The organism is Klebsiella sp. NPDC088457, assembly GCF_044900465.1.
Classification (GTDB): domain Bacteria; phylum Pseudomonadota; class Gammaproteobacteria; order Enterobacterales; family Enterobacteriaceae; genus Klebsiella.
The window spans coordinates 114,743-137,196 of sequence record NZ_JBJDNH010000002.1 but is presented as its reverse complement, the minus strand read 5'-3'; the positions used below and the strand labels follow the sequence as shown (position 1 = coordinate 137,196).

Sequence of the window (22,454 nt, the reverse complement as noted above, 5' to 3'; positions counted from 1 at the left end):
CTGCGTGGCGCGCCTTGCACCCCCGATGTGCGCGGCCATGTTCCGGGTATGTGCGTATGTGCAGAGAGAAAGTGAGATCCGCTATACTGGCGAATCAGCAGAGACCTATAAGGAGAGAACGTGACGAGGGAGAGTATCGCCTGCTGGAGCGCAAGGGGGGGATGGTAGCCCGGCAGGCGATAAAAAATGCGCCCGCAGGCGCATCGTTCACTCTTCGCTGACCGTGGATTTTACCCGCACGCTGGTGAAGACAATAATCATTGCGCTCAGCAGAAGCAGGCCGCTGCCGGTAAAAACTCCGCTGGCGCCGTTAAGATCGAACACCGCCCCGCCGCCGGCCGCGCCGGCGCTGATGGCCAGCTGAATGGACGCAACCAGCAGTCCGCCCGCGCTTTCGGCTTCATCCGGCACCGTTGTCGCCAGCCACGTTGACCAGCCGACCGGCACCAGGCCGAAGGCAAAGCCCCACATCGCCACCAACAGGCCGTCCAGCATCGCGATATGGCCGAAGGTGACCATCATCAACGCCAGCACGCTCATGGCAAAAGGAACCAGCGCCAGAGTCAAACGCAGGCTTCTGCTCAGCAGATGTCCGGCGATAGAGGTCCCGACAAAGTTCGCCACCCCGAAGCCCAGCAGAATCAACGAGACCCCTTCGACGCTGGCCTGTGCCACGGTCTCAAGGAACGGACGCAGATAGGTGAAAAAGGCAAAATGGCCGCTGAAAATCAAGATGGTGGCCAGCATTCCCCCCACCATGCCGGGACGGCGCAGGACTTTAAACAAGGTGGCAAAACTGCCTACGCTTTCCGGGCGCATTGACGGCAGGACCCACAATTGCCACAGCAGCGCGATAAAGCTTGGCACCGTACAGAGAATAAAGACGTTACGCCAGCCGATCAGGGCGCCGGTATAGCTACCCAGCGGCGCGGCAACTACCGTCGCAATAGACACGGCGGAGAAGATCACCGCCAGCGCTTTCGGTACCAGGGCGGGAGGAACCAGACGCATGGCGGTGGCGGTGGACATCGACCAGAATCCGCCGATCGCAATCCCCAGCAGCAGGCGCCCCAGCAACAGAAATTCCAGGGAGGTGGCGAATGCCACCATCAGGCTGGAGATAATCTGCAGCAGGGAAAAAAACATCAGCACCCAACGACGGTCGATATTTTTGGTGGCAGGGGTAATCAGCAACCCGGTGACCAGCGCCACCAGGGCCGTGGCGGTTACCGCCTGCCCCGCCATGCCTTCGCTCACGTGCAAACTGGCGGCCATCGGTGTTAACAGGCTGGCGGGAAGAAACTCTGCAACAATAAGGCCGAATACGCCCAACGCCAGCGCATAAACGGCTCGCCACGCGGGTTTTGCATTCGCCAGACCCTCTTCGGCTGCTATGCAAGAACTCATATACATCTCTCCACAATAATTAACATTTCGTCAGCTTAGGGATTTCCGTTCGGACGATCTATGATGCATACTCTGCAATTATTGATTATTCGTCCGGGATTACGTTTATGACCCGCCAGACTCTCGACCTTACCAGTGAACTCCTGCGCGGCATGCGCCTGTCGGGAGTCAACTACCGCCGCATTGAAACCGTCCGCCCGTTCGGGGTGGAGTTCAGCTATGTTCCCGGCAAGGCGCAATTCCACTTCATCAGTCGTGGGCCGGTGCTGCTGCGGATGGCCAGCGGCCAGCAGCTGAATCTGGAAAGTGGCGACGCGCTGTTTATTCCCAACGGCGAGAGCCACGCGCTGCTGTCAGACGACCGCGCACAGGTTATCAACGTGATGCAACTTCCCAGCGAACCGGTATGTAACACGGTGCGCTGCGTCAAGAATGACGGCGCGGAGAGCGCCCAGGACAATGCCGTGATTTTCAGCGGCTGCATGGATTTTGAACTGGGGGGCCTGCAGCCGCTGGTCCAGGCGATGCCGGAAGTGATGCTGGTGAGTCGCCTGCTGAAAACCTGGCCGGAAATTCACCCTCTGCTGCTGGCGATGGAGCGTGAATCCCTCACCCGCCAGGCAGGCTATGCCGGGATTCTGGCGCGACTCGCCGATGTGGTGGCGGCGCTGATTGTCCGCGGTTGGGTGGAGTGCGGCTGCGGCAACGCGACGGGCTGGGTACAGGTGCTACGCGATCCGAAACTTGCCAGGGCGATTTACGCCATGCATCAACAGCCCGGAGTGAACTGGAAAGTCGAAGAGCTGGCCCGCGAGGCCGGGACATCGCGTTCCGTCTTCGCCGAGCGCTTTCTTTCCGCCACCGGCACCACGCCCGCGCGTTATCTGACGGAGCTGCGCATGCGGCTGGCGGTTCAGTATATTTCTGACGAGGGGCAGAGCCTGGAGAAGGTGGCGTTCAGACTGGGTTACAGCTCACTGGCCGCCTTCAGCCGGGCCTTTAAACGTATCACCGGCAAGGCGCCAGGCTCGCTACGCGATATACCCCGCGGCGAAACGGTGCTGTAGCCCACCGCAGTCCTGGCGCGCGATCCCTGAGAGCATTCACGCTACTGTTGCTTATTGCGCCAGTTTGCCCATGGGCTATCGGCCTCAGTCTGCGACCCGCTGGCCGCGTCGTCATCAAGGGAGTCGACATACAGGGCTTCGACTTCCTTGCGCGCCCATGGCGTACGGCGCAGAAACTTGAGGCTCGACTTAATGCTCGGGTCGCTCTTAAAACAGTTAATCTTGATCCGTTTCGCCAGCCCGGCCCAGCCATACTTCGCCACCAGGGCGTTGAGCAACGCCTCAAGGGGGACGCCATGAAGAGGATCTTTTGAAGGCTGCATTGCCATGTTGAATCCTGAAATACCTGAGAAATTTCGCACACCATACTGACTCGCCCGGCCCGGCGCAAGACTAAAGACGAACGTCGGGCTACTCCTTGTAAAACACCCGCGCAATCCTTTTAGAGAACAGGAAATAAGGCACCCAGATGAAAAGGCCGACGCAGATTGAAAGAAGCAATCCGATCTCTTTGATTTCAGCCGCCATCCCGAGATAAAACCAGGAAAACAGGATAAGGCTGCCATTAAGCAGAAAACTCCAGCAGTAATGGCCCTCTTCGCGGCTTTCTTGTGGCTGAAAAAGCAAAATGTCGCGAAATAGAGCAGCCCGAGGTAAATAACGCCCCCGGTTAAGAGATAGCCGGCAAGCGGAATTGAAATGGGCTCGCCATTGAGGAGTTTGAATAAAAATAACCTGGCAATAGCGAACAGGTTGAAGGTGCCGGTGATGCAGGCAATGATCAGGCCGAGAGCCGGGAAATATAACCATCCGTTTATGTTGCTACTGGTATTCATTTATCATCCCTGTGGTTGAAAAATAATCCGCTGCGGGCGCTGCGGGCGCTGCGGGTCTGTTATTTGACCTTAAACTTTCCTTGTTTCCATTGCCTGATGGTATTGGCTTTGGCTGCCGGACTCTGGATATAGCCAATGCCCCAGGAGCCCGCGCCGTATTGATAAATCTGATCTTTATAAGCGCTTTCCGCGGTGCCTTCGTGGGCATAGGGGGCGACGGTACGCTGAAAGGTGATGATGCCTTCATTAGTGCCGAAATCTGGCCAGTCGGTGATAAATTTCCTGATATCATCCGCCCCTTTTTTACAGGCGATAATCAACTCTTTATACGGAGTTTTCGAGCCCTCTTTAATTAAGGATTTGGTATTGTAATCACAGATATATTCGAGGTAGGCGTTCACCGCTTTATCATAATCCGTCTCAGCCAACGCCGGTGTACTAAAGGTCACGGCTAGCGCCAGCACTATTTTTTTATCCATCTGACAACTCCTTGTAAGTATTAAGCCGCAGAGGCCATGTCAGGAGCTATGTCGGCTGCGGTCGTCACCGCCCGCGGCTACCGTTGCGGACCACCCGGCACATCGTCGGGCGACAATAGCTTAGATGAGAATGATTTTAATTTCTATTTATCCATCCCTGTGTTTTGTCATTTATTTTGCCCGGACTTCGCGTTTGCCCCAGGTTAAGCCATAACCTGCCCCCCCCTTGCCCTGCTCGTCTATATCCGAAAATCGCAAAAGCACAGAACCTGCCGCGGTCATAAATTATAAAAGAACGTTATTGGTTGAGAATTTTCCATTCAGGCAAGCTGGGTTTAACCACCTGACTGAGGAAATCACCATGCGCTGTTGTTGTCCCCGAACCCTGAACCTGAATCAACGATATCACCTGAACGCCGTCTTCGGAGAACACAATGAACGCAACCACTTTGCCTATTCTCGATCTGGCCCGCTACGCAGATCCCGCTGAGAAAGCCGCCTTCCTCGCCGACCTGCGCCATGCCGCCCGGGACATCGGCTTCTTCTATCTGATTAATCACGGTGTCGACGACGCATTACAAGATGCTGTCCAGCTGCAATCCCGCCGCTTTTTTGCCCTTTCTGAGCAGCAAAAACAGCCGGTGGCGATGATCCACTCTCCACATTTTCGCGGCTACAACCGGGCCGCATCGGAGCTGACCCGCGGGCAACCCGACTGGCGCGAACAGTTCGATATCGGCGCCGAGCGCCCGGCCCTGCTGCTGGACGACGACGCGCCGCGCTGGCAGCGTCTGCAGGGACCCAACTTATGGCCGGAAGCATTGCCCGCGCTGAAGCCCACTCTGCTGAGCTGGCAGCGCGCCATGACGCAGGTCGGCATCACCTTATTACGCGCCTTTGCCGAAGCGCTGCAGCTGCCCCGGGACGCCTTTGATAACCTGTATGGCAATAAACCCAATGAGCATATCAAACTGATCCGCTACCCCGGTCAGCAGGAGACGCAGAGCAGCCAGGGCGTCGGCGCGCATAAAGACTCCGGCTTTCTCAGCTTCTTGCTCCAGGATGAGCAAAAAGGGCTGCAGGTTGAAGTGGCTCCGGATCGCTGGATCGACGCCACCCCGCTGGCCGGCAGCTTTGTGGTCAATATTGGCGAGCTGCTTGAGCTGGCGACCAACGGTTACCTGCGGGCCACGGTACACCGCGTGATCTCCCCGCCGGCGAATCAAGAGCGACTCTCTATTGCCTTTTTCCTCGGGGCGCAGCTCGATGCCACCGTGCCGGTCTACACCCTGCCGCCTGACCTCGCGCGAGAAGCGCTCGGGCCGGATAGCGACCCGCAAAATCCGCTGCTGCGTGAAGTGGGCTGGAATTACCTGAAAGGCCGTTTACGCTCGCACCCGGATGTCGCCGAACGTTACTACCAGGACCTGTTTCGCGAACGTGCTGAACAACCGACCGTTTAACCATAAAAATAAAGGAAAACATCATGAAAAATGCCGCTTTTAAACTGGCAGGGGTCGCACTGTCTCTTTCTCTGGCATGGACGTCCGCGCAGGCTGCCGCATTACGCGTTGCCGCTGACCCGGTTCCCCATGCGGAAATCCTCAATTACATCAAAAAAATCGATCCGGGCCTCGATCTGAAAGTGGTGGAACTGACCAGCGGGGTCAACGCCAATGAGCTGCTGGCCAACGGCGACGTTGACGCCAACTATTTCCAGCATGTTCCCTATCTGAAAGATCAGGAGAAGGCGCTGGGCAAAACCTTTACCGTTGCCGCGACGGTGCATATCGAACCGCTGGGCATCTATTCGCGTAAGCACAAGGACTTTGCCTCGCTGCCGGAAAACGCCACCGTCGCGGTGCCGAATAACACCACCAACCTGAGCCGCGCGCTGTTTCTGTTGCAAAGCCAGGGGCTGATCAAGCTGGATGCTAAATTCACCGACCCGGCCACCACCCTGGCGACGCCCAAAGATATCGTGGAAAACCCGAAACATCTGAAGATTCTCGAAATTGAGTCACCGCAGATCCCGCGCTCGCTCGATGATGTCGACCTGGCGGTGATCAACGGCAACTATGCGCTGGAAGCGGGCTTAACGCCGGCAAAAGATGCCCTCGGCCTGGAGAGCGCCAGCAACAACCCGTACGCCAATATTCTGGTCACCAACCCGTCGCTGGCCGACGATCCGCGAATCAAGCAGCTGGCGAAAGACCTGACCTCGCCGCAGGTGGCGGATTTTATTCGTCAGCACTATAACGGCTCGGTGATACCGGTTGCCCCGCAGTCATGATTGAGGTGATCGGGCTGAGTAAAACCTATGCCGGAACGGGCCGACCGGCGCTGAACGATGTCTCCCTGCATGTGCCGAAAGGCGCCATTTACGGCATCCTTGGGCGCAGCGGCGCGGGAAAAAGTACGCTGATACGCTGTCTGAATTTACTGGAGCGGCCCACGGCGGGCCGCATTATTGTGAACGGGAATGATATTACCCGGATGGATAAATCCGCGCTGCGCGACTACCGGCTGCGTACCGGGATGATCTTTCAGCATTTTAACCTGCTGCATGCGCGCAGCGTCGCCGACAACGTTGCGGTGCCGCTGGAGATTGCCGGAGTGGCAAAAAGCGCGCGTCGGCAGCGGGTGGCGGAGCTGCTCGAACTGGTGGGGCTTGGCGATAAAGCGCAGGCGTTCCCCTCCCAGCTTTCCGGCGGGCAAAAGCAGCGCGTCGGCATTGCCCGGGCGCTGGCGGCAAAACCGGAGGTGCTGCTGTGCGACGAAGCAACCAGCGCGCTGGACCCCGAGACCACCGCCTCGGTGCTGGCGCTGCTCGCCGATATTAACCAGCGTCTGAACCTGACGATTGTGTTGATCACCCATGAGCTCGAGGTGGTCAAAACCCTGTGTGACCACGCCGCGCTGCTGGAGAATGGCGAAATCGTTGAAAGCGGAAGAATCGCCGATCTGCTGGTGGCGCCGTGGTCCAGGCTGCGCCAGTCGCTGCTGCACGATCCGCAAACGGAACGTGATTTTCTCGCCCGTCACGGTTTTCACCGGAGGCCATTATGTACAGTCGCATGAGCTGGGACGATCTTTGGCCGCTGTTGGCAGGTGGCACGCTGGACACGATGTATATGGTTGGCCTGGCGGCGTTATTTACCGTGTTGCTGGGGCTACCGACCGGCGTGGTGCTGTTTATTTCCCGCAAAAACGGCCTGGCGCCGATGCCGAAACTCAACGCCCTGCTGGGGGGCGTGATTAACTTTGGCCGCTCGCTGCCGTTTATTGTCCTGCTTATTGCCCTGATCCCGTTTACCCGTTTGATCATCGGCACGACGCTCGGCAGTACCGCAGCGGTAGTGCCGATCACCATCGGCGCCTTCCCTTTTTTCGCCCGGCTAACGGAAAATGCGCTCGACGAAGTGGATTACGGGCGTATTGAAGCGATCCTCTCGATGGGCGGCAATATCTGGCATGTGATCTTTAAATCCCTGCTGCCGGAGGCGCTACCGACGCTGCTGGCCGGCGTTACCCTGACCATCGTCATGCTGATTGGCTTTTCCTCGATGGCGGGGGTTATCGGCGGCGGCGGTCTGGGCGACCTGGCGATTCGCTACGGCTATCAGCGCTTTAACAACGAAGTCATGGTCGGCACGGTGCTGATCCTGGTGGCGCTGGTGCAAGGCGTACAGATGATCGGCGACCGGCTGGTACGGCGACTGGCCCACCGGCGTTAATCCCTGAGGGCCGGCGGCATGGCGACATCCCGTCGGTCTTCTGCCGTTTAAAACCCGCATTCATCGACGAATCTTTGTATCAGTTCCGCCGCGGGAAGCTCACGGATCGCGCCGACGCCCTGTCCTGCCCAGTGGGCGCCAAAACGATAATCCCCCTGCGCTTTTGCCGCCGCGGCCAGCGCTTTACCGATATCATACGCCACCGGATAGTCCGGAGGCCGACAGGCGGGGTTGCGTCGCCCGATCTCGCAGAAGGCATTATCGACGCAGCGCGCCGGGCGGCCGGAAATCGCCGCGGTCATCACGGTTTGCGGATCGCGAGCGCAGGTCAGCGCCTGACGATATCCGGCATCGGTAGCCGATTCCGGGCAGAGCAGGAACGCTGTCCCCAGCTGTGCCCCCGCCGCGCCGCACCGCATGACGCGACTAATCCCTGCGCCATCCATAATGCCGCCCGCGGCAACAACCGGCAGCGACACGACGCGCTGCAGCGCCTGAACCAGGGTTGCGGTACTCATCTGCCGATCGTCGGCCTGCGGATCGAAGATCCCGCGATGGCCGCCGGCCTCATAACCTTGCGCGATGATGATATCGATCCCCTGCGCGGCTATCTGCTGCGCCTCAGCCACGCAGGTGGCGCTGGCCATCGTTACCACCCCCCGCTCGCGCAGACGACGAATAAAGGTCTTATCGGCCACGCCGAAATGAAAACTGACCACCGCTGGCTTCAGGTCAAGCAGCAGGTCTGCCATCTGCGGATTGGCGGAAAAAGGCGGATAGATTTCCGCGAGCTCTTCCGGCGGCTCGCAGCCAAAACGGGCGAAAAGTGGACGCAGCGCGGCTATCCACTGCGCTTCGCGGTCGGAGTCCCTCTGCGCCGGCGCATGGCAAAACAGGTTGACGTTGAAGGGCTGCGCCGTCAGACGACGGGTGTTGTCGATCAACGTTTCCGCCTGAGCCACCGATGACGCCCCTAACCCCAGCGAGCCTAAGGCCCCGGCATTGCTCACTGCCGCTGCCAGTGCGGGGGTGGCGACGCCGGCCATCGGCGCCTGGATAATGGGATAAGCGATGTCGAGTCGCTGCGTAAGGCTACGGGTCATGCAAAACCTGCTTAAATTTGTGATACCCAAGGCTTAACATCTCTTTTTGAGATGTTAAGATCAATATTATTCCTATATGTAGAAGAAAAAATATGAACCACACCACATTGCTGATCTTTCAAAGGGTGGCGCAGGAGCAAAGTATCACCCGGGCGGCGAAGGCGCTGGGCCGGGCGCAATCCAACATCACCACCCGCATCCAGCAGCTGGAAGAAGAACTCGACGTCGAGCTCTTCGTCCGCGGCAATAAAAAAATGGTGCTCTCCGCTGCCGGCAGGCAGTTCCTCGACTATGCAACCCGCATTCTGAGCCTCGGCGAAGAGGCCAGACAGGCGCTGCACCCGACGACGCCCGGCGGCAACCTGCGGCTGGGGGCGATGGAGGCCACCGCGGCCAGTCGGCTTATCCCGCTGCTGGCGCAGTTTCGCGAAGCGTGCCCGGCGGTGGCGCTGACATTGCAAACCCTGCCCACGCAGCAGTTAACCGAACGCGTTCAGAACGCCGCCCTCGATTGCGCGCTGGTGTGCCTGCCGGTTGTCGCTGGCGAGCCCGCCTGCCCCACGGATATCGAATACCTCGGCGTTTTTGCCGAACAGCTGATGCTGGTGACCCCCGCAGATCGGCCCGCCTGCAGGCTCGCGGCTTTTCCCATCGGCTGTACCTACCGGGCGCGGGGGGAGGCGTTTTTTGCCAACCAGCCGATTGACGTCCAGGATGTCGGCTCGTACCACGCGATGGTCGCCTGCATCGCTTCCGGCGGCTATGCCGGTATCCTGCCGCAAAGCGTCATTGACATTATGACCCTGCCGGAAAATAGCCACACCCGACCGATCGGCCAGGCGTTGACGCAGCTGATCTGGCGACGGGGATATACATCACCGGCGCTCAGTGAACTGCGTCAGCTGCTGGCGACGGCCTCGAATCTGTCATCGGCTGGCCCGCTTTAGCACCCTGTTCTGAGCCTCACCAGCCCGGCAGCCAACAGCAGCGCCAGCGCGGCGGCCGCCAGCGAAGAATTAAATGACCCCGTGAGGTTATACAGCGTCCCGGCGACCAGCGGCCCGATGATTTGTCCAATGCCGTAAATGGCGGTCATCGCGGCGATCATATTGAATTTCACCAGATGATTGAGCCTCCTCGCTGCCGGGAGCGCAATGGTGACGGTGCCCATAAAGGTAAAACCGACCAGAATGGCGCTCAGTAAACAAAAGAGTAAGGAGTGGCTCCATGCCGGAAGGATCACGCCGATCGCCTGTACCACCAGGTTAGCGGTAAAGGCCCGACGGTAGCCGAATCTGGCTACCAGTTTGTGCCAGATAAAGCACGATGGCACCGCCGCGAGGCCAAAAAGCGCCCAGATTTGTACCGGGTCGATATGCGCCAGCGAAGCCGATAAAAACAGCGGCAGGTAGGTCGCCGTAATGATGTAACCAAACCCGGAGAAGCCGTACACCATTAACAGACGCCAGGCATCGCCGGGGCGGCCTTCTTCGGCCGCAGGGGGCGTTTGCGCCTGCGACGGCCAGACGATGGCTTCCTGCGCCGGCGTCAACAGCAGGCGCAGCACGCCTAAAAACAGAACCGCGCCGCTGCAGGCGCACAGGAGCCAGATTTGCGGGCTGGTCAGCGCCCAGGCCTTAGCGAGGGAGATAACCTCAGCGGAGAGAAATATCCCCATCCCCACCCCGGAATAGAGCACCGGCGCGCCATGATGGTGTTTCATGTGCTGGAGCAGCCACAGCGAGGCGGCAATCAGCGTTACGGCGCTGAGCATCCCGGCGATACCACGGACCATGACGATCGCCAGCGGCGAAGTTACCCAGGCCAGTAGCGCCAGGCATAGCAGCGTTAACAATACCGAAATAAGATTTAAGCGCGTACTGTCGGCCGGCCTGGCTTTCGCCAGCAGGAGCGCCCCCAGCAGGTAGCCCGCGTAGTTGACCGACGCCGCCAGGTTGCCCTGGTGCAGGGATAGCACCTGTTCATTGAGCATCAGCGGGAGAATGCCGGTATAGGCAAAACGGCCATATCCCATGCCAATAATCAGCACGACTGAGACAGCTAACGCCAGCAAAAAAGCCCGCCGTTCTGGCCGGTGTTCGGTTGCCTTCACTCAGTACCCCGCCTTTAAATCTCAAAAAAAAGAATCATTTATATATTTAATTCTCTTTTTATTATTGTCAGGAATCGACAGACAAGCAAGCGACGCCGATCGCGCGCTGCGGGTCTGCCCTCTGACGAGAAAGCTAAGCGCAGACGGACGAAGATGCTTCGTCAGGGAACGAAATATGGCGGCGACGGGCGGATATCTCAGCGGTTCTCAGCCCCCGGGAGGGCTGGCGGCGACACCGAACAGCCCTTTGACATCCCAGCCGCCGATTGCCCGTGTCGTGGCAGGCCGGGAGTCAAAGGCCCGGCGCGGGCGAAACAGGAGCTGGATACCCCGCCAGCATAGATAGGCCGCACCGCACCACAGGCTGACGTACACAGATTCGTCTTACCCTGACGCTAATTTTGGTGGGTTTGGCTAAAACGGCGAGAAAATGCATCCTGGACTCGTCCATACGGCCGGGTCTGCGGTATGCTGATCGCTCCTTCGTTTTAAATACCATGACGTTATGAGCACTTCAGTCAGCCATACTCAGCTTAATCTGCGCATTATTTCGATCGTCGTTTTTACCTGTATCTGCTATCTGTCCATCGGCCTGCCGCTGGCCGTTTTACCCGGCTATATCCATTATCAGCTGGGATACAGTACGTTTATTGCCGGCGTCGTCATCAGCCTGCAGTATATCTCGACGTTGGTCAGCCGCCCGCACGCGGGGCGCTATACGGATATCTGGGGGCCGAAAAAGGTCGTCAGCCTCGGGATCGTCTGCTGTCTGCTGAGCGGTCTGTTTACCCTTGTCGCCGTCCTCCTGCAGTCTGTGCCGCTGCTGGCGATTAGCGCGTTGCTGATCGGACGTATTTTTCTCGGCGTCGGCGAAAGCTTTACCGCTACCGGAGCCACCCTGTGGGGGATTAAGACCGTCGGCGCCATCCATACCTCGCGGGTGATCTCATGGAACGGGGTCGCAACCTACGTCGCCATGGCGGTCGGCGCCCCGCTGGGGGTCCTGCTGAATAGTTATTTTGGCATTAGCGGTTTTGCCGCCGTGGTGGTGGCGGTCGCCGCCATCGGCCTGCTCTTTGCCCGCACGCGGCAGGATGTCAGCGTGGTCGCCGGGGTCAGAGCCCCGTTTCATGCGGTGGTGCGTAAGATCTGGCCGTACGGTCTCGGTCTCGCGCTGGGTACCGTAGGATTTGGGGTCATCGCGACGTTTATTACCCTCTACTTTTCCGCGCACGGCTGGCAGGGCGCGGCATTCACGCTCTCGCTGTTCAGCGTCGGTTTTATCTGCATTCGTCTGGTGTTAGGCAACGTGATTACCCGCTATGGCGGCATCGCTGTCTCTTTGGTGTGCTTCGCCGTGGAGTGCCTGGGGCTGGTGATTATCTGGCTGGCCCCTTCCGCCTGGGTTGCCGGTCTCGGCGCGTTTTTGACCGGGGCCGGTTTTTCGCTGGTGTTCCCGGCGCTGGGCGTTGAAGCGGTCAGGCAGGTTGAAGAACAAAATCAGGGTACCGCGCTCGGTACCTATTCGGCGTTTCTTGATTTAGCCCTTGGACTAACCGGCCCCGTTGCCGGCTGGGTCGCCGGTTATTACGATCTGGACACCCTTTATCTGCTGGCGGCTGCGGTTGTCGTTGCGGCATTTATCTTGATTTTGCGTGTTTACCTGCAACAACGCGCCAGTTTACCTCATGGCTAAAGCGTGCTTTCCGGTAGCCACGGGGTGCCGGAAAGCGGTAAAAAACTAATCAATAATTGACTGTGATTCGGCATCCATGCCAACATCCTTGTTACGTCTGGTAACAGACGTACTGGCAGGACGGGTGAAATAACAGAGATCGGATGACAAAAGATCCAGGCCCGTCACGTCGCCCAATCCGAGTCACCGGCCTGGCCGGTGAGTTCCTGAGTCTGGCGGGAAATAGACAAATGCATCAAAGTTTTAATCAGCGCGTTCATTTCTACTACTGCATTTTAGTCGCGCTGAAAATACATGGAAAATCCAAAAAAGCAGGCGGCATCAGAGGAAAGAATAACTTTCTGCTGAAATGGCTACGCCGCGCCCAGGATAACAATATTTTCCACCCGGATATCACCAGCGAAATTGAATGGCTGCGCGGTAAAATTATTCAGGCCGGATATGATACCGATCTGGAGCCAATGCTTGATTTCGTCTACGCCACGGCCAGCCGCGCCGAAGCCCTCAAAAACAGCGACTAAGCGGCCAGGGAAGCCGGATTGCCCGGCTCCGCCACCATCAGCCGATTTTGCGCCCCGCACCGCGCTGTATACGTGACGTTGTCACGAAAAGAGAGCAAAAAAATAGCCGGACCAGACAAAAAACATTTTACCTGCCGGCATTGCCATCTATGCTGATGAACGAGTTTATTTCATCCGGAGTCATCTATGGCAGACTGGAATCCCTCGTTATATCTGCAGTTTGGCGCAGAACGTACGCGCCCCGCCGCTGAATTAGTCAGCCCGAATCGCGCATCACCCGGTAAAGCTGGCCATCGATCTGGGCTGTGGGCCTGGCAACAGCACCGCTCTCCTGCACCAGGCCTGGCCGGAGGCGACGATCGTTGGCGTCGATAACTCCCCGGCCATGCTGGAGGACGCTGCGCGCACCTTACCGTCCTGCCGCTTCGTCGCCGCCGATATCCGGGCGTATCACCCCGAGCGCCCGGCCGATCTGATCTATGCCAATGCCTCGTTGCAATGGCTGACGGACCATCAAACGCTGTTCCCACACCTCGTCAGCCTGCTGACGGACAGCGGGGTGCTGGCGGTACAGATGCCGGATAACTGGCAGGAGCCGTCGCATACGTTGATGCGCCAGGTTGCGCAGGAGCAGGGCTACCCGGAAAGCGGGCGTCATCCGCTGCCCGGCGTGCAGGAATATTACGATATCCTGACCCGCAGCGGCTGTGAGGTTGATATCTGGCGTACCACCTATTACCACCCTTTAGCCTCGCATCAGGCCATTATCGACTGGCTGCAATCCACCGGGCTCCGCCCGTTCCTGCAAGCGCTTGATGATACGCAGCGGGAGGCCTTTCTGGAACGCTATCTGGCGCTATTACAGCAACACTATCCGTTACAGTGTAACGGAAAGGTGCTGCTTCTGTTTCCACGCCTGTTTATTGTCGCACGTCGCCTGCCGCGGTGAACCGCGTTGATTCCCCGGTGTTCAGTGCCGGGGAAGCACCGGCCTACGGGGCTAGCTCAACCGCGACCTTCAGGTCGGCAAGCTGCGCGACAGCGCCGCTTAGCCCAACGTCGCTGATAATAAGGTCGAGTTCGCTTAGAGGCAGTACGAGAAAATTGGCCATTTTGCCATATTTCGATGAATCACTGAGCAAAATACATTTCTCACTAACCCTTGCAACTGACTGTTTAACAATGGCTTTATCTTCATTCGGCGTAGATAGTCCACGCAGATTCCACGATGAGGCGGAAATAAACGCAACGTCGATAAACAGATTTTCCAGCATGACGGCGGTCAAATGCCCGACGGTGGACTGATTTTCACGACAAAGCCTGCCGCCGGTATGAATCAGCTCCCCCTGACCCTGCTCAATCATCAGATTGGCGATCGCAAAGTCATTAGTTACGATCAGCAAATCCTTGCGGTCGACTAATTTTCGGGCGAGCGCCAGCGTCGTGGTGCCGGCATCGAGGTAGATCGTGCTGTTCTGCGGAATGTGGCTCATGGCGGCCAGGCCAATCGCTTCTTTTTCCTGAGGAAACATCAGGGTCTTATCCCGATGAGAAGGTTCATTCAGCAGCCGTGTTCTTTGCGGCAACGCAACGCCGCCGGAGACGCTGGCTAAGGCATTGAGCTGCTCCAGCCGCTGAATATCCCGGCGGATGGTCATGTGCGATACGCCCAGCGCATCAACCAGCTCCCCGACGCTGACAACGCCTTTATCCTTAATTATCCCGAGTATTTTTTCTTGTCTTTCCAGAGGCAGCATCTTTCTCTCCTGGCATCAACTAACTGCTCACTTTTTCACATTTTATCACACCGCTTTGTCCTGTCCATCCGCCTGGTAGCGTCGGTAATGTGAATATTAGGTAATTAATGTTATTTTATGTGATTAAACTCTCTTTTTTTCCCCTTCCATTCAAGGATATTAACATTTAACACCACAAAATATCGAAAATTAACACTCATAGCCCATATAGAGGATTGTTTATGAAAGCAGGCATCATTGCCGATGACTTTACCGGCGCAACGGATATCGCCAGTTTTCTGGCGAATAACGGGATCGAGACCCGCCTCTTCAGCGGCGTTCCCGACGAAGACTATGCCGGTGAGGCAAAAGCATTGGTTATTAGCCTAAAATCACGCGCTGTCCCGGCGGCAGAAGCCGTTAGCCTGTCGCTTAACGCCCTGCAATGGTTACAGCGCCAGCGTTGCGACCGCTTTTACTTCAAGTACTGTTCCACCTTCGATAGTACCGCACAAGGTAATATCGGGCCCGTGACGGATGCCCTGCTGGCGGCATTAAATTGCGCCGTGACGGTGATTTCACCGGCGCTGCCGGTAAACGGTCGGACGGTATATCAAGGACATTTGTTCGTCGGGGATCGCCTGCTGCAAGAGTCTGGCATGCGCAATCATCCGGTCAACCCGATGCAGGATAGCGATCTGCGTCGCCTGATGGAGCGGCAAGCCGAGGGGAAATGTGCGCTTATCAGCGCGCAGCTGCTCGAGGAAGGGCCCGCGCGGCTGACCCGACGCATTACGGAACTCTCCGCCGCGGGTTATCGCTACGTCGTTCTTGATGCCCTCACCGATGCGCATCTTGACCTGCAGGGGCGCGCCCTGCGGGAAATGAAATTCGTGACCGGCGGATCGGGTCTGGCGGCGGGACTGGCTAAAGCCTGGTCTGAGGATACGGCTATCCATTCGCCTCCTTTTACGGTCGTCCCCGATGCTGCCAATACCGTGATTCTTTCAGGATCGTGCTCCGAGCAAACCCAGCAGCAGGTAGCACATTACGTAAAAACAGGCCCGTCGATGGCCATTGACGTTGCGGGATTACTGGAAAAAGAAGCGGATTTGGCCGACTACGTTGCGACGATTATCGCCTGGCGGCAGGCCCTGCCGCCAACATCCCTGGCCCCCCTGATTTATGCCACTACGTCGGTCGGGGCGTTGCAAGAGATCCAGAGGCAATACGGCGCGGAAACCAGCCGCGTAATGATCGAAAAGCTGTTCGCGATGCTGGCCCGGCGTCTTGCTGAAGCGGGTGTCACCTACTTTATCGTGGCGGGGGGCGAAACCTCCGGCGCCGTGACGGAGTCACTCCATATTCGTTGTTTTCATATCGGTAAGGCCGTCTCTCCTGGCGTGCCGTGGATCAAAGCCGATGACCGTCAGCTCTATTTGTTACTGAAATCAGGCAATTTTGGCGATCCGGCATTTTTTTCCCGCGCCCAGCAGCCAGAGGCTACGTTATGACAGAATCTTTACTGCGCGACCAGATGGTCGCTATCGCCCGCTCTTTTTTTCAGCGCGGCTATGCCACCGGGTCGGCGGGAAATCTTTCCGTGTTGCTGGATGACGGAACCATTCTGGCCACCCCGACCGGTTCCTGTCTGGGGGACCTCTGCCCTGAAACGTTATCGCATGTGAACATGGATGGCGTGCTGCTGTCCGGCGATAAGCCCTCGAAAGAAGTCGGATTCCATTTGATGCTTTACCGCAATAACCCACAGTGTCGCGCGGTCGTTCATCTCCATTGCCACTACCTCACCGCGATTTCCTGTCTGCAGGGCGTCGATCCGGGAAATACGCTGCCGGCGTGTACGCCCTACGTCGTCATGCGGGTCGGCGAGGTGCCGTTAGCGCCCTATTTTCGTCCGGGCGATCCGGAAATTGGCCACTGGCTTGCCCATCGCGCAATGAAACATAAGGCGTTTTTACTGGCCAACCATGGCCCGGTGGTCACGGGCTCTTCACTTCGCGATGCCGCAGATAATCTCGAAGAAATGGAGGCCTCTGCGCGCTTATTTTTCACCTTGCGGAACAGCGCGGTGAACTATCTGGATGATGAACAAATTGCCGTTTTAAGAGGAATGTCATGATGAAACTCGCCGCAAATTTATCCATGCTCTTTACCGAATGCCCCTTGCCCGAGCGGTTTACTCTGGCCGCCAGGGCCGGATTTTCGGCCGTTGAAGTCTGGTTTCCGTATGAATACCCGGCGGAAATGATTGCCGCTGAACTGAACAAAAATCATCTGCAACTGGTGGGCATTAACACGCCTGCGGGTGATATCTCACGCGGGGAATGGGGATTGTCCGCCCTGCCAGGTCGGGAAAAAGAGGCGCGCAAAGCCATTGATTTGGCCCTGAGCTATGCCAGACATCTCAACTGCCCGGCGGTCCACGTCATGGCCGGCGTCACCCATGGTCTGGATAAATCGCAATGCGATAATACGTTTATTGACAACGTCAGGTATGCGGCAGAGAACGCGCAAGAGAGCGGAATAACCATTCTGCTTGAAGGCCTGGCACCGGCCACCCGTCCAGGTTATTTATTCTCCAGCCAATATCAAGCCGTGGAATATCTCAGACGCACAGGAATGAATAACGTTCGCCTGCAGTTCGATGTTTTTCACGCCCAGCAGGTCGATGGTAACCTCACTCATTTAATTAAAGAATTGAAAGAATATATCGGCCACGTGCAAATTGCCTCGGTGCCGGAGCGCCATGAACCCATCGATGGCGAGGTGGATTACGCATGGATTTTCTCAATACTGGAAAAAGTAAATTACACGGGCTATGTCGCCGCCGAATATAGTCCGCGAGGCACGACATCAGCCGGTTTAGCATGGGCGCAGCGGTGGCTGAATAACTAAAAATTAGCTTTTTTAATTATACCCCGATGAGGAAATCACTCCTTCATCATTCTGGAGATAGAACTATGTCCAATCACTCAACCCTGAGTCTGGAGACGCCTGCTCGTTCATTAAACGAGGAGTTTATCTGGAGAAAAGTCGTCAGACGTACGCTTCCGTTATTAATGATCTGCTATATCCTCGCCTATCTTGATCGGGTGAACGTCAGCATTGCTAAGCTACAGATGTCGAGCGATCTTTCTTTCTCCGATACGGTATACGGCATTGGTGCGGGCATCTTCTTTGTGGGATTTTTCTTTTTTGAAGTTCCCAGCAATATGATCCTCCACCGTTTTGGCGCTCGGCGTCTTCTGGGCGGGCTGTTGATTTCATGGGCGCTCATCGCACCGCTCACCGCATTCGTAACGACACCCTTTGAATTTTATACCGTCCGCTTTTTCTTAGGTGTCGCCGAATCCGGTTTTTATCCCGGCGTTATTTTATATCTCTCCTTCTGGTTTCCAAGCTATCGCCGAGGACGGATGTTTGCCCTCTTTGCCACCGCGGTACCGCTATCGGGAATTTTAGGCGCGCCGTTATCGGGTTGGATCATGGGACATTTTCACGAGTACGGCGGACTGGCCGGGTGGAAATGGCTTTATATCATTGAAGGGGTACCTTCGTTTCTGGTTGGTATTCTGGTTATTTTCTTACTGACCGACCGTATAGCGCAGGCGAAATGGTTAACCGCCGATGAAAAAGCGCTTCTGGAAGCAAGGATCCATTCCGATGGTACCGTTAAAAACGCCGATCACAGCGGGATGCGGGCCGTTATTTCAAATCCCAAAGTGTGGCTATTAACATTTATCTATTTTTGTTTAATCGCAGGATTTTATACCGTCAGTTTCTGGATGCCGACGCTCATTCATAATGCGGGAGAAGGTGATGTGCTGAAAGTGGGGTTATTAACGGCCATTCCGTACGCGGCGGCAATTTTTACCATGATAATCGTTTCCCGCAGTGCGGATAAGCGCCGGGAACGGCGCTGGCACCTGGCGCTCATTGCGATAATGAGCGGCACCGGAATGATTATTGCCGCGCTGTTCAGCCATGATTTAGTCATCGCGATGATCGGTCTGACGATTGGCGCGGCCGGTGGGCTGAGTACCCTCCCGCTTTTCTGGAGCCTGCCGACGGCATTCCTTGGCGGCGCATCGGCGGCGGTCGGTATCGCGATTATCAACTCATTCGGTAACCTTGCTGGCTTTGTCGCCCCCTGGGTGATGGGGCTTTTAACCGATATGACGCACTCAACGCTGACCGGGACGTTAATAATTTCGGCAACGTTATTTATTGGTGCCGCCGCGATATTTCGTATACCAGCCCGCATGGTTAACCACTAATCACATTGAGAATGAATATATGAATAAGAAGCTTACTATTGTTGTCACCGGCGCCGCGGGATTTCTGGGAAGTCTGCTGGTAAAAGCGCTCCTGCAGCGGGAAACGTTGGCAGATAATCACGGCATCCAGCGGGAAATTGGCCGGCTCATCGCCTTTGACAGGTGCGCGCTGGAAGGCATCGACGATAGCCGTCTGGAAGTCGTGACCGGTGATATCAGCGACAGCAGCAGGTTAAAATCAGTCCTGCCCGCCGCGGTGGATAGCGTTTTTCACCTGGCCGCTATTGTTTCGGGTCAGGCTGAGCAGGAGTTCGACACCGGTATGCAAATCAACGTCGATGCCTTCCGCCAGCTGCTTGAGCAGCTTCGCCAGCTTAACCGTCCTGTCAAGCTGGTCACGACCAGCTCAGTAGCGGTATTTGGTGGAAACCTTCCCGCGAAGGTCAGCGACCGGGAGGTCTGGATGCCGCAAAGTTCGTACGGTACGCAAAAGGCGATCTGCGACCTGCTCCTCGCCGACTATACCCGCCGCGGCTGGGTCAACGGCAGAAGCCTGAGGATGCCGACCATCGTTGTGCGGCCGGGGCGGCCGAACAAGGCGGCGTCAAGCTTCGCCAGCGGGATCATTCGCGAACCCATTAACGGGGAGCATGCCATTTGTCCGGTTACGCGGGATACCCTCCTGTGGCTACTCTCGCCGCGAAAAGCAATTGAAGCGCTCATCCATGGGCACGATATTGAAGACTCACGCTTCACCGCAGGTCGGGTGATAAATCTTGCCGGTTTGTCGGTCACGGTTGAACAGATGGTGACGGCGCTGGCTCAGGTTGTTGGCCCCGACGCCGGGAAACATATCGAGTTTGCCCCGGACGCGACCATTGAGCGAATTGTTAACTCCTGGCCTGGTGACTTCGATACGCGCTATGCGCACGAGCTAGGATTTACCGCCAATGAAGACTTTACCGGGATGATTGAGGAGTATCTTGCCGATTACGCATCCTGATCTCCGGCCGCGCGAAACAGGTCATCCCCGCATAAATGCGGGGATTGCCCGCCCCGCTGGCGAGAGCCGAAAAGCCAGCGGGACCTGCGGCACCGGCTCTACAAGGAAAGAGAGTGTACGAGGGAAAGATCCCACGCGGTGGCCAGCAGCGAAAGAAACATAATCAGGTTAATGGCCGTCTCGATACGTTTTTCCATTTTGCTTCTCCTGAGTCGTTTGCCGCGGATAGTCTGGCACTACTCAACACCGTCCGCCGTGAACGGTTTAAAACATCACGCGATAACGCACGTAGTCATCCGCGGGGGTAAATTCGTCATATAAGCGCCGGGCCGGGTTGTCCGCTCGCGTATGCCAGTAAAGACGAGACCATCCCTGTTGTTTCGCCTCCGTCTGCAGCGCCTGCATCAGTCGCCTGGCAATACCCTGGCCGCGCATCTGTGGGTCGACGAACAGATCTTCCAGATAGCATACGGGAGTCTTGACCCACGTTCCTTCATGGAGCACACAAATGGCAAACCCCACCACCCGCTCCCCAGCAACGGCCACCCGTGCGAAAACCGGGGATGCGCTATCCAGTAAACGCTGCCAGGTGTATTCGGTCACATCTTCCGGCTGCGGGCAGTCATAAAAAGAGGTGTAGCCTTGCCACAGCGTTAGCCACTGCGCTTTGTCCTGCGCATGGATATCACGAATATCAATGACCATTGATTTTCCTCTCTTTACCCCGGATCCTGCAGGGAACTCCGGCACGGGTTTCGATCTCGCCATTCTGTCGATGGTGATACATGAGATAAACCATTATTTTCCTGTCAGAAAATTTCTTCAAGCGATGCGGACATAATTTACCCTTATTGGCCTTTATCTGTCGTCTCCGCGTTGCCTCTGGCAGACGACCTGGCGCTGGCGTTGCAGACCGGCGCGGTCTATTGTAGGGTGAAGCTTATGTATGTTGTAACTATAATTAGGTAATAAATAACCCGGCAGTGGCCGGGTTACATTTCAATCAACACAGCGGCTTAACGGCGGCACGCATCCCGTTTTGCAGGATCGCTTGCAGATCGCGGGCTGTCAGTTCAACAAGGCCAGCCACCTGCGTCAGGTCCTGTCCCCAATGGGACTCAACCGCCAGCACCGCTGTCACCAGTTCACGGGTGCTCAGCTGCCCGTCACGATGCTGTGCCCACAGCGCCTGATAACGCGTCATCCATTCGGCATCATCCTGCACCGGATAGCTCTCCCCGTCGCGCTCTGCGCGATAGAACGCAATCAGCGCCGCCAGCGCAAAGGTCAGGCGTGGCGGTAGTTTACCACCTTTCTCCTGCCCTGCCAGCAGCTGCGGCAGAATACGGGTCCGGTATTTGGTCATGCCGTTTAGCGCGATGGATAGCAGCTGATGTTTGATATACGGATTGCGAAAACGGCCGGTCACCGCCCGGGCAAACGATTCCAGCTCCTCGTGCGGGAGATCGAGTACCGGAATGATCTCTTGAAAGATGGCCTTCTCCACGAATGAACAGATCTCCGCGTCATTCATGGCTTCACCCACGGTATCCAGCCCCGCCAGGAAGGCAACCGGCACCAGCGCCGTATGCGCGCCGTTAAGAATGGCGACCTTGCGCTCTTTATACGGTTTAATATCGTCAACAATCAGGACGTTGAGCGGTAATTTATCCAGCCGCAGTTCAGCGGCCAGCGATTTCGGCCCCTGAATAACGAACAGATAGAAATGCTCAGCGGTGGCGAGGAAAGCATCTTTGTAACCCAGCCGGGCTTCGATTGCCCCGGCTTCATCCCGGGGATAACCGGTCACAATCCGATCCACCAGCGTGGAACAGAAGGCGTTAGCCTCACCCAGCCAGCGGATAAACGCCGCCGGTAGCGCCCACTCGTGCGCATAGCGCAGCACCAGCTCACGCAGCGCCTCGCCATTATAGTCGATGAGTTCACAGGGAATAATCAGCCAGCCCTTATCCAGCGCGCCGCCGAAAAACGTGTAGCGCTCATACAACAAACGGGTCAGTTTTGCCGGATAGCTGACCGCCGGCGCATCGTCAAAACGATCGCCCGCGTGGTAGCTGATGCCCGCTTCGGTGGTGTTGGAAAACACAAAGCGGATGTCCGGGTTATGGGCCAGCCGCAGAAATTCGTCGTACTCCGCATAAACGCTGATTTCCCGGTTAACGGAGCGAATCAAACGCGCGTCGCTGACCGCCTCGCCCTGCTCGTTAAGGCCACGAATAATGGTGGTATATAGCCCATCCTGAGTGCTGAGAGACGGCGGGAAGGCGCTGTCAATCGGACGAACAATCACCACGCCGGCGTTCAGGTCGGTATGCTCATTCAGCAGATCAAGCTGCCAGTCGACAAATGCCCGAAGAAAGTTGCCTTCACCAAACTGAATGATACGTTCAGGGTACTGCGCGCCGGGAAAATCACGACGATTTAATGTGTTCACAAT

General features: G+C 56.9%; 21 protein-coding genes and 1 pseudogene. 14 read left to right on the top strand and 8 right to left on the bottom strand.

All coding sequences use genetic code 11. From position 1 onward, the window contains the following. Nucleotides 1-207: 207 nt before the first annotated feature. A complete protein-coding gene (locus tag ACI2JR_RS02800; protein ID WP_462477806.1) occupies nucleotides 208-1,407 on the bottom strand; it encodes an MFS transporter in 1,200 nt (399 codons plus the stop codon). A 107-nt stretch (nucleotides 1,408-1,514) separates the two neighbouring features. Between ACI2JR_RS02800 and ACI2JR_RS02795 the strand changes: the two genes are divergently transcribed. Next, the gene (locus ACI2JR_RS02795) at nucleotides 1,515-2,474 is read left to right on the top strand and encodes an AraC family transcriptional regulator (protein ID WP_132731065.1); all 960 of its coding nucleotides are present in this window, start codon (nucleotides 1,515-1,517) and stop codon (nucleotides 2,472-2,474) included. A 41-nt stretch (nucleotides 2,475-2,515) separates the two neighbouring features. Here ACI2JR_RS02795 and ACI2JR_RS02790 read toward each other — a convergent pair whose 3' ends face one another. Beyond that, entirely contained in the window at nucleotides 2,516-2,797 is a 282-nt protein-coding gene (locus tag ACI2JR_RS02790; protein WP_462477846.1) for a VF530 family DNA-binding protein, read from the bottom strand. Nucleotides 2,798-3,369: 572 nt separating this feature from the next. Next, on the bottom strand, nucleotides 3,370-3,789 hold the full coding sequence (locus tag ACI2JR_RS02785) for a hypothetical protein (protein ID WP_132731067.1): 420 nt from the start codon (nucleotides 3,787-3,789) through the stop codon (nucleotides 3,370-3,372). A gap of 434 nt (nucleotides 3,790-4,223) precedes the next feature. Between ACI2JR_RS02785 and ACI2JR_RS02780 the strand changes: the two genes are divergently transcribed. The 4 genes from ACI2JR_RS02780 to ACI2JR_RS02765 are packed head-to-tail and all read left to right on the top strand — an operon-like array spanning nucleotide 4,224 to nucleotide 7,526. Further along, entirely contained in the window at nucleotides 4,224-5,252 is a 1,029-nt protein-coding gene (locus ACI2JR_RS02780) for an isopenicillin N synthase family dioxygenase (RefSeq protein WP_132731068.1), read from the top strand. A gap of 23 nt (nucleotides 5,253-5,275) precedes the next feature. Then, complete coding sequence (locus ACI2JR_RS02775) at nucleotides 5,276-6,082, top strand: MetQ/NlpA family ABC transporter substrate-binding protein (protein WP_132731069.1); 807 nt, start codon at nucleotides 5,276-5,278, stop codon at nucleotides 6,080-6,082. Then, nucleotides 6,079-6,870, top strand: a complete 792-nt coding sequence (locus ACI2JR_RS02770) for a methionine ABC transporter ATP-binding protein (RefSeq protein ID WP_132731070.1) — start codon at nucleotides 6,079-6,081, stop codon at nucleotides 6,868-6,870. The genes ACI2JR_RS02775 and ACI2JR_RS02770 overlap by 4 nt, the downstream gene beginning before the upstream one ends. After that, nucleotides 6,867-7,526: a methionine ABC transporter permease gene (locus tag ACI2JR_RS02765; protein WP_165905770.1), complete on the top strand. Its 660-nt coding sequence runs from the start codon at nucleotides 6,867-6,869 to the stop codon at nucleotides 7,524-7,526. The genes ACI2JR_RS02770 and ACI2JR_RS02765 overlap by 4 nt, the downstream gene beginning before the upstream one ends. Nucleotides 7,527-7,573: 47 nt before the next feature. On the opposite strand, the gene ACI2JR_RS02760 is transcribed toward ACI2JR_RS02765, so the two are convergent. Then, a complete protein-coding gene (locus ACI2JR_RS02760; protein WP_462477805.1) occupies nucleotides 7,574-8,629 on the bottom strand; it encodes an NAD(P)H-dependent flavin oxidoreductase in 1,056 nt (351 codons plus the stop codon). Nucleotides 8,630-8,721: 92 nt separating this feature from the next. Here ACI2JR_RS02760 and ACI2JR_RS02755 point away from each other — a divergent pair, with 92 nt between their 5' ends. Then, nucleotides 8,722-9,576, top strand: a complete 855-nt coding sequence (locus ACI2JR_RS02755; protein WP_132731073.1) for a LysR family transcriptional regulator — start codon at nucleotides 8,722-8,724, stop codon at nucleotides 9,574-9,576. Here the strand turns inward: ACI2JR_RS02755 and ACI2JR_RS02750 are convergent. Further along, a complete protein-coding gene (locus ACI2JR_RS02750; protein ID WP_462477845.1) occupies nucleotides 9,573-10,664 on the bottom strand; it encodes a YbfB/YjiJ family MFS transporter in 1,092 nt (363 codons plus the stop codon). The genes ACI2JR_RS02755 and ACI2JR_RS02750 overlap by 4 nt on opposite strands. Before the next feature lie 583 nt (nucleotides 10,665-11,247). Here ACI2JR_RS02750 and ACI2JR_RS02745 point away from each other — a divergent pair. The 3 genes and pseudogenes from ACI2JR_RS02745 (at nucleotide 11,248) to tam (ending at nucleotide 13,908) form a co-directional block, all read left to right on the top strand. After that, nucleotides 11,248-12,438: an MFS transporter gene (locus ACI2JR_RS02745; protein ID WP_132731074.1), complete on the top strand. Its 1,191-nt coding sequence runs from the start codon at nucleotides 11,248-11,250 to the stop codon at nucleotides 12,436-12,438. Between the two features lie 230 nt (nucleotides 12,439-12,668). Further along, nucleotides 12,669-12,959: a hypothetical protein gene (locus tag ACI2JR_RS02740; RefSeq protein ID WP_462477804.1), complete on the top strand. Its 291-nt coding sequence runs from the start codon at nucleotides 12,669-12,671 to the stop codon at nucleotides 12,957-12,959. Between the two features lie 186 nt (nucleotides 12,960-13,145). Continuing rightward, a pseudogene (gene tam, locus ACI2JR_RS02735) lies at nucleotides 13,146-13,908 on the top strand (trans-aconitate 2-methyltransferase). A gap of 43 nt (nucleotides 13,909-13,951) precedes the next feature. Here tam and ACI2JR_RS02730 read toward each other — a convergent pair. Continuing rightward, nucleotides 13,952-14,716, bottom strand: a complete 765-nt coding sequence (locus tag ACI2JR_RS02730; RefSeq protein ID WP_132731077.1) for a DeoR/GlpR family DNA-binding transcription regulator — start codon at nucleotides 14,714-14,716, stop codon at nucleotides 13,952-13,954. Between the two features lie 221 nt (nucleotides 14,717-14,937). On the opposite strand from ACI2JR_RS02730, the gene otnK reads away from it, so the two are divergent. The 5 genes from otnK (at nucleotide 14,938) to denD (ending at nucleotide 19,996) form a co-directional block, all read left to right on the top strand. Then, nucleotides 14,938-16,209 carry a 3-oxo-tetronate kinase gene (otnK, locus tag ACI2JR_RS02725; RefSeq protein WP_462477803.1) on the top strand — a complete coding sequence of 424 codons (1,272 nt, stop codon included), beginning with the start codon at nucleotides 14,938-14,940 and terminating at the stop codon, nucleotides 16,207-16,209. Further along, nucleotides 16,206-16,835: an aldolase gene (locus ACI2JR_RS02720; RefSeq protein WP_462477802.1), complete on the top strand. Its 630-nt coding sequence runs from the start codon at nucleotides 16,206-16,208 to the stop codon at nucleotides 16,833-16,835. The genes otnK and ACI2JR_RS02720 overlap by 4 nt, the downstream gene beginning before the upstream one ends. Next, the gene (gene otnI / locus ACI2JR_RS02715; protein ID WP_132731080.1) at nucleotides 16,832-17,611 is read left to right on the top strand and encodes a 2-oxo-tetronate isomerase; all 780 of its coding nucleotides are present in this window, start codon (nucleotides 16,832-16,834) and stop codon (nucleotides 17,609-17,611) included. The genes ACI2JR_RS02720 and otnI overlap by 4 nt, the downstream gene beginning before the upstream one ends. A gap of 65 nt (nucleotides 17,612-17,676) precedes the next feature. Beyond that, entirely contained in the window at nucleotides 17,677-18,993 is a 1,317-nt protein-coding gene (locus ACI2JR_RS02710; RefSeq protein ID WP_462477844.1) for an MFS transporter, read from the top strand. A gap of 19 nt (nucleotides 18,994-19,012) precedes the next feature. After that, complete coding sequence (denD, locus tag ACI2JR_RS02705) at nucleotides 19,013-19,996, top strand: D-erythronate dehydrogenase (RefSeq protein WP_132731081.1); 984 nt, start codon at nucleotides 19,013-19,015, stop codon at nucleotides 19,994-19,996. 264 nt (nucleotides 19,997-20,260) lie between these two features. Here denD and ACI2JR_RS02700 read toward each other — a convergent pair whose 3' ends face one another. Then, nucleotides 20,261-20,701 (bottom strand): GNAT family N-acetyltransferase, encoded by a 441-nt coding sequence (locus ACI2JR_RS02700; RefSeq protein ID WP_462477801.1) that lies wholly within the window; start codon nucleotides 20,699-20,701, stop codon nucleotides 20,261-20,263. Between the two features lie 298 nt (nucleotides 20,702-20,999). After that, a complete protein-coding gene (locus ACI2JR_RS02695; RefSeq protein WP_462477800.1) occupies nucleotides 21,000-22,451 on the bottom strand; it encodes a tagaturonate reductase in 1,452 nt (483 codons plus the stop codon). Nucleotides 22,452-22,454: the final 3 nt, after the last annotated feature.